The 15,943-nt window shown below is 27.1% G+C and carries 15 protein-coding genes; all 15 read left to right on the top strand.

Going from position 1 to position 15,943, the window contains the following annotated elements:
* Window positions 1–44: 44 nt before the first annotated feature.
* The 15 genes from K5V21_RS00440 (at window position 45) to K5V21_RS00510 (ending at window position 15,939) form a co-directional block, all read left to right on the top strand.
* Window positions 45–233, top strand: coding sequence for a hypothetical protein (locus tag K5V21_RS00440; RefSeq protein ID WP_221858257.1), 189 nt, complete (start codon window positions 45–47; stop codon window positions 231–233).
* Between the two features lie 238 nt (window positions 234–471).
* Complete coding sequence (locus K5V21_RS00445; protein ID WP_221858258.1) at window positions 472–2,070, top strand: peptide chain release factor 3; 1,599 nt, start codon at window positions 472–474, stop codon at window positions 2,068–2,070.
* 64 nt (window positions 2,071–2,134) lie between these two features.
* Complete coding sequence (locus K5V21_RS00450; protein ID WP_221858260.1) at window positions 2,135–3,937, top strand: bifunctional diguanylate cyclase/phosphodiesterase; 1,803 nt, start codon at window positions 2,135–2,137, stop codon at window positions 3,935–3,937.
* 31 nt (window positions 3,938–3,968) lie between these two features.
* Window positions 3,969–5,090 (top strand): non-hydrolyzing UDP-N-acetylglucosamine 2-epimerase, encoded by a 1,122-nt coding sequence (wecB, locus tag K5V21_RS00455; protein ID WP_221858262.1) that lies wholly within the window; start codon window positions 3,969–3,971, stop codon window positions 5,088–5,090.
* Window positions 5,091–5,352: 262 nt separating this feature from the next.
* Window positions 5,353–6,066, top strand: coding sequence for a LytR/AlgR family response regulator transcription factor (locus K5V21_RS00460; protein WP_221858264.1), 714 nt, complete (start codon window positions 5,353–5,355; stop codon window positions 6,064–6,066).
* Between the two features lie 19 nt (window positions 6,067–6,085).
* Complete coding sequence (locus K5V21_RS00465) at window positions 6,086–7,417, top strand: sensor histidine kinase (RefSeq protein ID WP_221858265.1); 1,332 nt, start codon at window positions 6,086–6,088, stop codon at window positions 7,415–7,417.
* A 185-nt stretch (window positions 7,418–7,602) separates the two neighbouring features.
* Window positions 7,603–8,316 (top strand): LytR/AlgR family response regulator transcription factor, encoded by a 714-nt coding sequence (locus K5V21_RS00470; RefSeq protein ID WP_221858266.1) that lies wholly within the window; start codon window positions 7,603–7,605, stop codon window positions 8,314–8,316.
* A gap of 13 nt (window positions 8,317–8,329) precedes the next feature.
* On the top strand, window positions 8,330–9,631 hold the full coding sequence (locus K5V21_RS00475; RefSeq protein ID WP_221858267.1) for a sensor histidine kinase: 1,302 nt from the start codon (window positions 8,330–8,332) through the stop codon (window positions 9,629–9,631).
* Window positions 9,632–9,971: 340 nt separating this feature from the next.
* Window positions 9,972–10,487 (top strand): signal peptidase I, encoded by a 516-nt coding sequence (locus K5V21_RS00480; RefSeq protein WP_221858268.1) that lies wholly within the window; start codon window positions 9,972–9,974, stop codon window positions 10,485–10,487.
* Between the two features lie 21 nt (window positions 10,488–10,508).
* Window positions 10,509–11,105: a BsaA family SipW-dependent biofilm matrix protein gene (locus tag K5V21_RS00485; RefSeq protein ID WP_221858269.1), complete on the top strand. Its 597-nt coding sequence runs from the start codon at window positions 10,509–10,511 to the stop codon at window positions 11,103–11,105.
* A gap of 21 nt (window positions 11,106–11,126) precedes the next feature.
* Window positions 11,127–11,792 (top strand): LPXTG cell wall anchor domain-containing protein, encoded by a 666-nt coding sequence (locus K5V21_RS00490; protein WP_221858270.1) that lies wholly within the window; start codon window positions 11,127–11,129, stop codon window positions 11,790–11,792.
* Window positions 11,792–12,409: a hypothetical protein gene (locus K5V21_RS00495; protein WP_221858271.1), complete on the top strand. Its 618-nt coding sequence runs from the start codon at window positions 11,792–11,794 to the stop codon at window positions 12,407–12,409. The genes K5V21_RS00490 and K5V21_RS00495 overlap by 1 nt, the downstream gene beginning before the upstream one ends.
* Window positions 12,410–12,421: 12 nt before the next feature.
* Window positions 12,422–14,044 carry a vWA domain-containing protein gene (locus K5V21_RS00500; RefSeq protein WP_221858272.1) on the top strand — a complete coding sequence of 541 codons (1,623 nt, stop codon included), beginning with the start codon at window positions 12,422–12,424 and terminating at the stop codon, window positions 14,042–14,044.
* Window positions 14,045–14,149: 105 nt separating this feature from the next.
* A complete protein-coding gene (gene srtB / locus K5V21_RS00505) occupies window positions 14,150–14,830 on the top strand; it encodes a class B sortase (RefSeq protein WP_221858273.1) in 681 nt (226 codons plus the stop codon).
* Window positions 14,831–15,228: 398 nt separating this feature from the next.
* Entirely contained in the window at window positions 15,229–15,939 is a 711-nt protein-coding gene (locus K5V21_RS00510) for a YveK family protein (protein WP_221858274.1), read from the top strand.
* The last annotated feature ends 4 nt before the right edge of the window (window positions 15,940–15,943 follow it).

Here is a 15,943-nt window from a genome sequence, read left to right on the forward strand (position 1 = left end):
AGGATACTATACATAAAATTAGTGAATGTGAGGGAGCTAGGAATATGAGTAAGGATAGGCATGAGGAGTACAAAGAACACAAAGAACATGAAAAACAAGTATCACATAAGCATGTTAATTCAAGGCCAGAAGAAAGTAAAGAACAAATAGCAATACACAAAATAGTAATAGTAATTGCAGTAATAGTGGTTGTTGTATTTGGATTTATGTCTTTAATTGGAGTTATGCCTTAAAAAGAACAGTTATAAATTAAAGCATCTAAGCTTATTTTTAAAATATAAGTTTAGGTGCTTTTTTATATGGCAAGATTATAGAATAATGATATTAAAATAAATAATGTAAAATGTAAATTATAGGTGTATATTGTCAGACCAAATTATATACAGAAGTCTAAATACTATGTTATAATCGAGAGTGGATTATAATATTTGTAGATAAAACTAGATTAACATAAATTAAGGAGGAAAAATCTTGGCTGATTTAAGAAATGAAATAGAAAAAAGAAGAACCTTTGCAATTATATCTCACCCAGATGCTGGTAAGACAACATTAACAGAAAAATTCCTATTATACGGAGGAGCTATAAGACTTGCAGGTTCAGTTAAGGCAAGAAAAGCATCAAAGCATGCAGTTTCTGACTGGATGGAAATAGAAAAACAAAGAGGAATATCAGTTACTTCATCAGTTATGCAATTTAACTATGAAGGACACTGTATAAATATATTAGATACTCCAGGTCACCAAGACTTCTCAGAGGATACATATAGAACTCTTATGGCAGCAGATTCAGCTGTAATGGTAGTTGACGCAGCTAAAGGGGTCGAAGAACAAACAAAGAAACTTTTCCATGTATGTGCACTTAGAGAAATGCCAATATTTACTTTTGTAAATAAGATGGATAGAGAAGCTCAAGATCCATTCCAATTACTAGAAGATATTGAGAATGAACTTGGAATTAAAACATACCCAATGAACTGGCCTATAGGTTCAGGTAAAGAATTCAAAGGGGTATATGAAAGAGATAATAAGAGAATCATAGCCTTTACAGGTGGAGAACACGGACAAAAAGAAGTTAAGGCAATTGATGGAGACGTAGATGATCCTAAATTCAAAGAAATATTAGGAGAAGCTCTTCATGAAAAGCTAATGGAAGATATAGAGCTTTTAGATATTGCAGGAGACGAGTTTGATGTAGAGAAAGTAAGAGAAGGACAATTAACACCAGTATTCTTTGGATCAGCTCTTACAAACTTTGGTGTTGAGCCATTCTTAGAGCATTTCTTAGAAATGACAACATCACCTCTTGGAAGAAGTTCATCTATAGGTGAAATAGATCCATTTGATGATAATTTCTCAGCATTCGTATTTAAGATACAAGCAAACATGAATAAAGCACATAGAGATAGAATAGCATTTATGAGAATTTGCTCAGGTAAATTTGAAAAGGGTAAAGACTACTATCATATGCAACAAGGTAAGAAGATTAAACTTGCAGAGCCACAACAATTTATGGCACAAGATAGAGAAATAGTTGAAGAAGCTTATGCTGGAGATATAATTGGTGTATTTGATCCAGGTGTATTCTCAATCGGAGATACTATCTGTACACCTTCAAAGAAATTCACATTTGCAGGAATACCAGCTTTCGCACCAGAACATTATGCAAGAGTTAGACCAGTAGATACTATGAAGAGAAAGCAATTCGTAAAAGGGGTAACTCAAATAGCTCAAGAAGGAGCAATCCAAGTATTTAAAGAGTTACACATTGGTATGGAAGAAATCATAGTTGGTGTTGTTGGTGTACTTCAATTTGAAGTTTTAGAGTATAGATTAAAGAATGAATATAATGTTGATATTAAGATGGAAAGACTTCCATATAGATTCGTAAGATGGATTGAAGATGATGGAAACATAGACGTAGATAAATTAAATCTTACATCAGATACTAAGAAGGTTAAGGATTTAAAAGATAGAAGCTTACTTATTTTCCAAAACACTTGGGGAATATCTTGGGCATTAGAGCATAATAAGGGAATTATATTATCAGATGTAGGAAAGTCAGAAAGTTAGAATATAACAATAATTTAGTGTGTGGTATAAAAGGGTTAATTAAATATTTGAGGGGATGAAGTGTGTGGAATCTTTAATTATTATGCAAACTGGGAATTTGCAAGATAATACAGTTATATTAATATTGTTTTGTCTGGTTTTAGCTCTCATCTGGATATTTATTATGGTGATGAATAAAGATACTAATAAAAAGTATGAAATAATAAGACGAGAGTTAGATACGTTAGTTAGAAAAAACGAAAATATAGATATAGTAACTGCAAAGATAAAAAGTGAAAGAGTTAATTCACAAAAGAATTTCAAGCTTCTTTATGATAAGTCAAGCGATATTATAACCTTAAATGATTTCTTAAAAGCAATATCAATTTCAAGAGAAGAGTTTAATAGACTTATAGATTCTGCTAAAAAAGAAGAACATTTTGAATTTGAGTATTCAGTAAAAGATGAAGGTATAGAGCGATTTGTTAGGGCTTATGCTCACATAATAAGTAATAATAGAGTTGATATTATCTTAACTGATATTACTTATGAAAGAAGTGGTGATATCACTTATCAAGTTGATGAAGGAATAGATCCACTAACGGGACTTATTAATAGGAATAATTACAAAAGAGAGATAAAAAAGCTTATTGATGATTATAGATTTTCATATGGTGCTTTTTTATTTATAGATATAGATGAATTCCAAACATACAATAAGATTTATGGACATGAATTTGGAGATGAAGTTATTAAATATTTTGCTGCAAGACTTAAAGGCTATAGTGATGAGAAGACAGTAGTTTTTAGATTTGTAGGGGATCAATTTGGAGTTTATAGACATGGGTTTAATAAAAGAAAAGATATGGAATCTTTCTTAAATGATATAAAGACTAGATTAACTATAAATACTTTAATAAATAATACAGAAGTTAATATGACCTGCTCAATAGGGATATCTATTTTAAGTTTTGACGTTGCAACAGAGGATGGTCTTTATAAATATGCTGAGTTTGCAATGCAAGAAGCTAAAAAGATAAGAAAGCCTTCAGAGACAACTTTAAATTATTTTAATAAAAATCAGTATGAAAAGTATAAAAAGATAAATAAAAAGCAGCTAAGATTACAAAAGGTTATAGATGATAGGAAGTATTATAGTATATTCCAACCAATTGTATATTTAGATGATATGAGTCTTTATGGAATAGAGGGACTAACCCGTATTAAAGATAGAACTTATAGGAGTATAGTTGATTTTTTAGATATAGCAAAAGAAAAGGGATTAGAAGATTATGCAGCAATGAAATTTGGCGTTAATGTTTATAGTGATTATATAAGATCTTCTTTCTACAATAAAATTAAGATATTTATAAATGTTAATTTTAGTGAGATGAATGAAGAGGATGGATATAGATATGTAGCTGAGACAAAGAATGAACTTAAAAACATTGGTGTAGATATGGATAGAATTGATAATTATAAGAATATAGTTGTAGAATTTTCCGAGAGAACATCCTATAATGTGAATGAAAAATTGGAAAATATGCTTAATAAATATAGGCAGCAAAATATTCAAATAGCAATTGATGATTTTGGAGCTGGATATGCAAATGAGTCTTTAATTCTTAAAATAAAACCAGATATAGTAAAGCTAGATAAAGAGCTTATTTGTAATATAGATAAAGATGAGTACACTAAGACAGTAACAACAAATATAATAACAATGCTTAAAAAGCTTGGAGTTAAAATTGTTGCAGAAGGCATAGAAACAAAGGAAGAATTTGATTTTGTTAGAGCCTTAGGTGTTGATTTTGGTCAAGGATGCTATATTCAAAAACCAACTAAAATAGAAGAAATAAAATTAGACTATAGTGAAATAATAAAATAGGCTAAATATAATATAAGGATGGTAGATTATTATGAAACCTATAAAAGTATTATCAGTCTTTGGAACAAGACCAGAAGGTATAAAGATGTGTCCTTTAGTTAAGGCACTTGAAAGAGATGATAGATTTGAATCAATAGTTTGTGATACAGCACAACATAGAGATATGCTAGATACTGTACTTGAGATATTTGATGTAAAGCAAGACTATGATTTAGATATAATGGCACATGGCCAAACAATAATAGATATATCAACTAAGGTTTTAAGAGGAGTAGATGAAGTAATTAAAAAGTGTACTCCAGATATAGTTCTAGTTCATGGAGATACTTCAACAACATTAAATGTAGCACTTGCTGCATTTTATAATCAAGTTCCAGTAGGACACGTTGAAGCTGGACTTAGAACATATGATATATATTCACCATTTCCTGAGGAAGCAAATAGAAAACTAACTGGTAGCATTGCAACAATGCATTTTGCTCCAACAGAAACTAATAGAGATAATCTTCTAAGAGAAGGAGTAAATCCTGATAATATATTCATAACAGGAAATACAGTAATAGATGCACTTTTAAGTGTAATAGATGAAAATTTAGTATTTGAACAAGACGTATTAAATGATATAAATTACAAGAATAAAGATGTAATATTATTAACTACTCATAGAAGAGAAAATTGGGGAGAACCAATGGAAAATATCTTTAAAGCGATGATAAGGTTAGTTGAAGAAGATGAAAATGTAGAAGTTATATTTCCAATGCACAAAAATCCTGCAATAAGAGAACTTGCACATAGTTATTTTGATAAATATAAAGGTAGAGTTCATCTTATAGAACCTCTAGAATATGTTGAGTTTGCAAATCTTATGTCAAGAGTTAAGCTTATAATGACAGACTCAGGTGGTATACAAGAGGAGGCACCAACTCTTGGAAAACCAGTTATGGTTCTTAGAACAGAAACAGAAAGACCAGAGGCAGTAGAAGCAGGAACTATAAAACTTGCTGGGATAGACACTGATAATATATACAATGAAGCAAAAGAACTTCTAACAAATAAAGAAGCTTATGAAAAAATGGCACATGCTGCAAATCCATATGGAGATGGAAAGGCATGTATAAGAATATTAGATGAAATAGATAAATATTTTAATTAAAGTAAATCCTTCTGATTATATAGATAATCAGAAGGATTTTTTATTTCTAACAAGTATGAAAAATTTTACATAAAAAGATAAAAGTAGATAAAATATGTTGTTTAGTACATGATATTAGTAGTTTAATACAAAATAATAAAAAATAAATATTAACTATTATATAATTTTAAATACAATTATATACGGAGTATTTAATAAAATAAATTTTAATATATAATAAAAATCAAAGGGAATTGGGGTAATAAACTTAAGGAGGAATATTATGGTTAACATTGCTATATGTGATGATCAAGGCTATGATCGAATAAATCTAAAAAATATATTAGAAAAGATAGCAATAAAGAATAATATAATAATAAAAATAGAAGAATTTAATTCCGGTAGAGAGCTTTTAAGTGTTTACCAAAGAGATATACCAAAATATGATGTAGTATTTTTAGATATGATTCTTGGTGATTCAAATGGAATAGATATTGCAAAAAGGATAATAGAATTTAATGAATCAGTAAAATTTATAATTCTAAGTAGTAGCAAAGAATTTATATTAGATGGATATGAAATATCAGCAGTAAATTATATAATAAAGCCGCCTTCTATTGATAGAATTGAAAAAGAATTACTTAGAGCTATAGAGATAATTAATAGTAATGAGGAGTTTTATGAAATAAATAAAAATGGAAGCAAACTGTTATTGAAGTTGAATGACATATATTACTTAGAAGTAGAGCATAGAAAAATAAATGTATACAAAAAAGATGATGTTATTAATTATTATGAAAAATTAGAAAATGTTGAAAGAGACCTAGAAGAGAAAGGATTTAAAAGATGTCATAGAAGTTATGTTATAAATATATCTAAGATAAAGGAACTTAAAAGTAATGAGATAAGACTGTTGAATGGGCAAGTAATTCCAATTGGTAGAAAATATAGGGAGAGTTTAAAAGAATCTTTCTTTAATTATTTGCAGATGGTATAAATTGTGAGTAATATTGGGGATGAGTGAAACAAAAGTTATATTTCTGGCAACAGGTATTTTTATAGCTGTATACAATATATCTATTATAAGGAAATTGAATGATGATTTAAATTTTATTAGTAAGATTAGTATATATTTTTTTATGACATCAACAATATTATTATCCTTAGTATCATTTCGTTTTAACGATAATATAAATATGAATACATTATTATTCTCTGTTTTATTAAGTATAGTAACTTTGTTCACAAAGAGTAGTAAAGGAGAGGTATTATTCCTATCTGGAATAATACCTATTAATATAATTAATTTTCAAAATATAATATTTTCATCTTATGAATTAATTACAAAAAATAATATAAGTAAAATTAATACTTCGATACAAAGCTTAGATAAAACAAGAACTGTAGTTCTATATATTACTTTGGTAATAATAACTCTTAAAATAGTAAGTAACGTAATAATTAATAATAGTGAGTATATAGAAAAGAGTTTTGAAAATGAGAAAAGTTTAGGAATAAAGCTGATATTAATATTTTCCTATATGGTTAATATGGGATTTGCGCAGTATCTTTACGTATTAGGTAATACTAGTGGTTTTTCAATGTTTGTGCTATTTTGTTCTGCTACTAATTTATTGATTAGTTGGTTTATAATCAAAAATTCAATAGCAAAAGGCACTGCAAAGAAGTTTAAAGAAAAGACTGATTTATTAAATGAGCAAATAAAAAATCAATATAATCACTATGTTGAACTTGAAAAATATTATAGTGAAATATTTAGAATAAAGCATGATATAAATAATCATAATAATATAATCTCAGTACTTCTTCAAAATGAAGAGTATAGTGAACTTAAAAACTATATGGATAAATATTGTTCTAATATTATAGATTTAGAAAGGGATATTTTAATTTGTAAAAATAAAATAATAGATGCCATATGTTTAAGTAAAAAAATAATATGTGAAGAAAAGGGTATAGACATAAATTTTGATATTAAAGTACCTGAAAATATTAATATAGATGATTTAGATTTATGCGCTATATATGGAAATCTTTTAGATAATGCTATAGAGGCTTGTGATAGAATAGGTGATAATTATAGGGAAAAAGTTATAAATATTCAGTCAAAAATATCAAATGGATATTTAACTATAAAGTTAACAAATTCAAAGGACGATATATCTATAAGGGAAGATAATAAATTTATAACTTTAAAGAAAGATAAGAAATATCATGGAATAGGTATTGAAAGTGTCAGAAGAAGCATTAATAAATATAATGGGCAACTTATCCTAAAGGATAAAGGCGAAGTTTTTATAGCGTGTGTAATAATTAAAAATAAATGATTATTTTGGATTAATGTAGGAATTTTCTTATATTAATCCTTTTTAAAATAGAATCTAAATAGGCCTACTATCATATAATTTTAATATGTTTTTAATCAAATATATAAGTAAATATTGTAAAAAAATAGTAAATGATATATAATTTATTGGTTGGAAAAAAATGTAACTAAAGGATTGGAGATAATATGATTAATATAGCTATATGTGATGATGAAATACATGATTTAAATTATCTTAAAGGTATAATAGAAAAAATAGCATTAGACAATAATATTGTTATTAATACGGAATGCTTTAGTGATGCAGAAGAACTAATTAAATTATATAAAAGAGATACTCCAGAATATAATGTGATTTTTCTAGATATAATGCTTGGAAAATACAATGGAATAGATATAGCAAAGAAAATATTAAATATAGATAAATCAGTTAAATTTATAATATTAAGTAGCACAAAAGAGTATGTTTTTAATGGATATGAAATAATGGCAGTAAATTATATTTTAAAGCCAGCAAGTGAAGACAAAATAAAGAAAGAATTGTATAGGGCTTTAGATATCAGAAATAGTAATAAAGGTTTTTATGAAATAAATAAAGGTGGAAAAAAACAATTTCTTAATTTGAGTGATATATATTACTTTGAAATAAATAAAAGAAAGATAAATGTTTATATGGATAAGCAACAATTGGAGTATTATGAAAAAATAGAGAATATAGAAATAAGTTTATTAGATAAAGGATTTGTTAGATGTCATAGGGGATATGTTATAAATATTTCAAAAGTAAAAGAGATAGATGGAAATGATATAACTTTAATAAACGGAGAAACAATTCCTATTGGAAGAAAATACAAACAGAATTTAAAAGAGTCTTTTTTTGATTATCTAGAATTAGTTTGAGGAAAGAATGTAAATGGTAGAAATTATATTAAGGATTTTTATACTAGCTATAGTTTTAAGGTATAGCTTTAAATTAGTTGACAATTTAGTTTTAGAAAAGGGTGGGATTCAGAAAAATATTATATCTCTTTTATTAGTTGCTATTCTTGGTACATCTTCCATATATTTTGAATTAAGTAATTACATTTTAGAATATGTATTATTTTTTTCAGTTATTTTACTTATAAGTTCTATTTATCTTCAGGAAAAATTATCTACTGTATATAGTATAGGGATAGTAGCTATAGCATTAATAAACTTACAAAATATAACTTTTTGTATAGTTATAATTTTTCAAAAATATAATTTAGGAATAAATAATAATGCAAAGTTCAATTTATTTTATTTAGTAGTATATATAGTATTAATTATTATATGGCTTAAAATGATTATGAAAAATAGAAATATAGTATATATAAAATATAAGAAAAAAGAAATATTCATAAATAATATTTCTTTAATTATTATATATATGATTAATTTAAAGTTATTAAATCATGATTATTATGTGGAAAACTTTAGTGAAATTAATATTTTCTTATTTTTATTTTCTATTGTAGGGGTATTTACTAGTTACTTAATGATTTCTTATTCAGAATATAGATTTAAATTAAGAGAGATGAAAGAAGAAAAGTTATTGTTAGATCAGATTATAAAAGAGCAAGCAAATTATCATACTGAGCTAGAAAAACACTATAATGATGTTGTTAAAATTAAACATGATATGAATAATCATAATAATATAATATCAGCCTTAATTAAAAAGAATGAATATAAGAAGTTAGAAGATTATATTAGAAACATTGATAAAGTTTTCAATAAGATTAATAATGATATCTTATTATGTGACAATAAAATCATAGATGCTATATGTGTAAGCAAAAAGGCTATTTGTAAGAAGAAAAATATTAATATATATTTTGATATTGAAATAAGAAATGATATATCAGTAGATGATTTAGATTTATGTATTATATATGGAAACCTTTTAGATAATGCTATAGAAGCATGCGAGAGAATAAAAGATGATAGTATTAAAAAAGTTATAAAAATTGAATCAAGAATATTAAATGATTTTTTTATGATAAAGGTTGAGAATTCCAATTCAGAGAATGTAGTAATCAAGAATAATAAGTTTATAACGTTAAAGCATGATAAAAAGTTTCATGGTATAGGTTTAGACAACGTTAGACGAAGTATTAAAAAGTATAATGGAGAATTAATTTTAAAAGATAAAAAAGATATATTTATATCAAAATTAATAATGAAAATATAAATTGAAATTTTACAGAGGTAAAGCATTAATAAGAACTATTAAGTTCTTATTAATGCTTTTTGTTGTTTAGAACAAATTACAGGTTGTTAATTACAAATGTGTTGTTATGGATTTTAATGGATGATAAAAATATATAGAACTAAATTTTAGTATAAATGGTAGTTAAAGTAGCTAAATCAGAAGGTTAAGATTTGTACAAAAGAGATAAAATATATAAGTCTATAGTAATGCTTTTGTTATTTGGAACGAATTAAATGTTATTAATTACAAATGTGTTGTTGCAAATTTTAATAAATGATAAAAATATAGAGGATTAAGCTTTAGAAGTAATGGTGATTAAATGAGTGATAAGAGTAACGGGAAATTAGTTAAGGATATTATTTCTTATATTGTTATAGCGATAGTATTTATTTTTATGATTATGTCAATTTTAAGTAATGTTGTATTATTTGGATACAAGTTTTATGATGTTTTGACAGGAAGTATGAGCCCAACTATAAATCCTGGGAGCCTTATTGTTGTGAAGAAAATAGATGATAATGAGGTAAAAGAAGGGGACATTATAACTTTTAAAGGAAGTAGTACAAGCAACCTAACAACACATAGAGTTGTTGAAGTAATAGAAAAGGATAAAAATATTAAATTCCAAACAAAAGGTGATGCTAATGATGTTTTAGATCCTATGCTTATTGATGGAAATCTGTTGGTTGGAAAGGTAGTATTTGATATTCCTTATATGGGAAAAGTTATGAGTTTTATAAATCAATATAGAGTAATCATAGTAGTTTTAATAATAGCTTATTTATGTTTTGGCACGGTTTATAAGGGGGCTAAAGCAATTAAAAATAAAGATTAATTTAAATTTATGGAGGGTTTTATGGGAAAGAAAAAAATTATAGGGTTATGTTTAGCAGTAGGATTAATGGTTGGTGTAGTTGGGGGATCACTTGCGTGGTTTACAGATAATGCTGAAGTTCCTAATAGCTTTGCAACACAAGGCAATGGAATAGATGAAACTAATGGAATAAAAATAGAGGAAGTATTTGATAAGGAGTTAGCAAGTAAGGTATTACCAGGAACTGATGTAAATAAAGATGCTAAAGTTAAAAATACAGCTAGTTACGATCAGATTATTAGAGTTAAGTTTGAAAAGGAATGGACAACAAACACAGATGGTAAAAACTTAAATCTTGATTTCATAGAATTAAAATATCAAAATTTAACTGAAACACCTGAAACTAATAAATGGATTGATGGGAAAGATGGATACTTCTATTATAATGGAGTTGTTGCAGCTGGTACAGCTACAGAATATCTTTTAGATAGTGTTACGTTAAGCACTAAAGCTGACAATGATTATAAAAATGTAGGATATGATGTAATAGTTAAAGCTGAAGGTATACAAGCTTCAAATGGAGCAGTAAGTAGTGCTTGGACAACTGCACCAGACGTTATAAAGAATTTAGGCAACTAATATTAAAAATAAAGGAGTGAGATGATGAAGAATATTTTTAAGATATTAATATTATCTTTATCACTTCTTTTAATAACTGGAACTATAGGGGATGCAGCAGAGATTGCACCCCCTAATGTTGAATTAGAGGGGAATGCTAATGGTATAGTATATATTCCTGGCAATGAACCTTTTTTACAATTTAAGGGTATGGTTCCAGGAGATAAAATAAAAAGAAGATTGGTATTGAGCAATAAATTTACAGATTCTTATGAAATATTCATGAGAGCTGAAAGAATAAGTGAAAAAGAAGAATACGATTTATTAGAAAAGTTAAAGATGAAGATAGATCATAATTATGGTACTTTACATGAAGGTGATGCTACTGGTGAACATAGTATAAAGGAGAACGTTTCACTTGGAAAAATAAATCCAGGGGAAAGTAAGGAATTAGTAGTAGAAGTAGACCTTGATGGACAGAGTACAGGCAATGAATATAAAAATAAATCTGGAGAGGTTAAGTGGATATTTACAGCTGTAAGAACCAAACCTACAGGAGGAATTCCTCCAGATAATAATCAATCAAATAATAATTCAACAAGTAAACCACCACAAACAGGAGATAATGGAATTCTAGGATATTTGATAGCTATTGCTTCATGCTTTATTGTATTTAAGGTAATTAATAGAAAGGGGAGAAAGGCATAATGAAGAAAAGTAAATTGATTATATGTTCAGTAATTGGAATCACAATGCTATTCCCGGGAGGATTAATTACAAAGGTATATGCTCAAGGCAAGGAAATAGTTGGTTGGTTTAGAGACTTTGATAGCAAAACAAATAACTTGGGTGTAGCTAATATAGATGTGGAGATTGAGGAAGATTTTACACCTCCTACTGATTGGGGTGGGAGCTCTTCTGATAAAATAGTTAAAGTACAAAATAATAGTACTGGACCTGCATTAATAAGAATTAGCATACAGAAAAGATGGGTAGATGAGAAAGGAAATCCATGGGCAGGAGATACAAATTACATTAACCTGAAATTTTCAGACAACAAAGAAAGCTTTTGGAGTGATGGAAATGATGGATACTTCTATTACAAAGCAATAGTACCTAAAAATGGATTTACTGAGGCAATATTAAATTCAGTACAACTTGGTGATATCCCAGATGCATTAAAGGAAAGATATAAAGGTAAAAAAGTAATTATTGATGTAAAGACTGAAGCAGTTCAGGCGACTGTTGATGGATATAATTCGGCTTGGAAGAATTTAAATGATGAAATAAAGACTATGTTAAATGAATTATGTAATAAAGGATAGGGAGGTAGCTATATGAGAAAACAGAAAAGAAAATTTAAATTTAAGAAGATGGCTATAGCTCTAGCTTTTATATTATGTAATTGCTTTTTAATAAATGCAATGGCAGAGCCATATAGTCAAGCTAATAATAGTAAGCAAGATAAAATTAATAGAGAGCAAGAAACTAATGGTATAAAAAATAGTAAAACAGCAACACCAACAGGAGTTGAGGGAGAATATGAAATAGAACTAAAGGTTTCAGGAACTCCAAGAACTAAAACTGTTCCTGTAGATATAGTAATGATAATGGATAGATCAGGTAGTATGGAAAATGATATGAGAGACCTTAAAAATGCTATGAGGAGGTTTACAAGCAGTATACTTGATGAAGAAAAAGGGGTAAAAGATTCAAGAATATCAGTAATTGGATTTTCAGGTAGTGCAAGTGTTCTTCATGATTTTTCGAATAATGCAGAAAACATAAATAGGAAGATAAGTGATGCAGAATTATTATGGAGTGGAACAAACGCTCAAGCAGCATGGTTAAAAGCGTATGACCAGTTAGCTAAGGCAAGACAAGGTGCAAATAAATATGTGTTATTCTTTACTGATGGATTACCAAATAAAACTTCAAGTGGTAGAGATGCTGTTGAAAGTGCTGTATCTGCTTATAATAGTGTTGTTGAAAAATATAATGGAATTAATGCATACTCAATAGGGCTTATAAGAAATGTAAGCTCGTATGAAAAAGAAGAAGCAAGAAGTTTCTTGAGACGAGTGCAAAATCAAGAAGCAGGACCACATTTTATAGAAGGAAAAGAAATAAATTTAGATGGAATATATGCTAAAATAGCAGATAATATAAAAACAGAAACAGCAATGGCAAATGGTGCAATTATAACAGACGAAGTTACAAAAGAGTTTGAAATCGTAAATAATGGAGCTGATGCTAAAGTTTATAAGGCATTAGAGGATGGAAAAGAAGTGCTATTAGATATAAATCCGACAGTGATTGGAAATAAACTTTCTTGGGATCTTGGAAATATTGGTACTGAAGGTAGAATAATTAGATTTAAGATTAGGCTTAAAGATGAGTATTATGGAATTGGTGATAAAGAAATACCAACAAATGTAGAAGCTACTATGAATTACACTAATCCAGAGGGAAATGAAAATACAATAACCTTTGAGAAACCAACAGTAAATGTGCCTTACAAGAAAGGTAAAATTACAGTTATAAAAGAAGTTAAGAATAATACAGGTTTAACAGCGCCTAAAGATGATAACTTTAATATTTCACTAACTGGAAAAGAAAATATAGGTGAGTATAGTGTTAAGCTGAAAGATGGAGAAACAAAAATTTTGAACTTCACATTAAAGCATAGTGATGCAAAGGTATCATCAGAAACCTTAAAATCTAAAGATTTCTTAAATATTGGAGAATATGATATAAGAGAAATAGTTCCAATGAATTATGAGCTTGAAGGTATATATGTAGGCAGCACTAAGTTAAATAAAGATATGATAAAAGATAATAAATTTACAATAAATAATACAAATAATAATATTACAATCAAAGTTGTAAATAAGTATGTAAATGATAAATATTTCTATGATAAAGCTGAAAAGGAAAATGTGTTAGAACTTAAAAAATAAGTTAGAACTAAAGTTAATTGTAAGAGTAAATAACTCTTTTTAAATAAGCTCTGAATCTTCAGGGCTTATTTTTTATAAAGTTATCAGGTTGAGGAGGATGTTTCTATGAAAAAAGCTATAAATACATTGCTTCTAATAGCAATAATCTTTTCTTTATATAAAGTTGTAACAAAGATAAATGATTATAATAAAAGTAAAAACACATATGAAAAAATTCAAGATGTGAAAAGTAATAGTAATGATTTTAGTAAAGAGCTAATGAAAATAAATGAAGATTATAAGATGTGGATAGAAGTACCTAACACAAATATAAACTATCCAGTAGTTCAAGGAAAAGATAACGACTTCTATTTAAATCACGATTTTAATAGGAAAGAAAGTAGTTCAGGGGCCATTTTTATAGATTATAAAAATGATATAGATAAAGACAAAAATATAGTAATCTATGGACACAATATGAAAAATAAAAGTATGTTTCAAAATCTTATGAAATTTAAAGATGAGGAGTTTTGGAAGAATAATAATAAAATTATTTTAACTATAGATGGAAAAAAATATGAATACGAAATATTTTCAGCATATGTAAATAATGTGAATAACGTAGAATTTAAATTTGATTTTAGAAATGATGATGAGTATTTAAAGTATCTACAAGAAATTAAAGAAAAATCTATTTTTAGCAGAGATACAGATATTATAAGTAATGAGAGGATAGTGACTTTAAGTACATGTAGTTATGAGAATGATGATGCTAGGATGATTATTCATGGTAGATTTAAAAGATAGGGATATGAGTTTACAAATAAAAACGTTATCAAAATTACAAATTATAAGTTATTAAATAAGTTAATTGATTGTTTAATTATAATTAATAAAAAGTTTAATTATAATTAATAAAAATAAAAAAGAAAGTGATTTAGTACAAAAATTGTAAAACGAAAGTAGTTAACTGTGAAAAAAAAGTATAGTAACATATATAAGGAATTATATTACAACTATAAAAATGAATAAAAGATGAACAAAACATAAAAAAATGATAAAGTGCATCAAGTTTAAACATAAGTACGCCGAGAAAAAAAGCAAATTTTATGTTATAATTGTTTAGTATTTGTAAAAAAAACACATTTAATGTTAAATGTGTGGAATTATCATAATAAATGAAAATATAAGATGGAGGAACGTAAATGAAGGAAGAAAATATAAATATTAGTGAAATATTAGATGCGCTAAAGAAGAGATATAAGATGATTATTGCAATCACTTTAGCATTTACAATAATAGCTGCGCTAGTTAGTTTCTTAGTGATTAAACCTAAGTATGAGGTCACGACTAAATTATTCATAGGAAAACAAGAAAGTAAAACAGAGAAGTATAACAGTAATGATGTAATGATGTACCAAAAGCTTCTTACTACATATGCAGAAATTATAAAAACTGATGACTTAATGGAGAAAGCGCTTAAGAAGGGTAAAATAGATGAACAAACTAAAGATGTAGAAAAAAACTTAAAGGTTACTCCTAGAGCTGATACTCAAATATTAGAAATATCTTATACAGGAACAGATAAGACTGAAGCTGTAGATATAGTCAAAAATATTACTGAGGAGTTTATAAAGGAATCAAAGAAACTTATTCCAAATGGAAATATTCAAGTTATAGAAAAGGCTAAGATACCAGAAGAGCCAATTAGTCCTAATAAGAAACTTAACATACTAATAGCCTTTGTACTTGGACTTATGGTGAGTATAGGATTGTCACTTATTCTAGAATTTATGGATAATACATATAAGTCAAAAGATGAGCTTGAAAAAGCATTAGACATTCCAGTTATAGGTGTTATACCAGAATTAGATTCTGAAGAGCCAAGCGCTAGAAGATCAAAATATAGAAAGTAAGGTG

Origin of the sequence: Clostridium sardiniense (genome assembly GCF_019753795.1) — a bacterium.
Taxonomy (GTDB): domain Bacteria; phylum Bacillota; class Clostridia; order Clostridiales; family Clostridiaceae; genus Clostridium; species Clostridium sardiniense.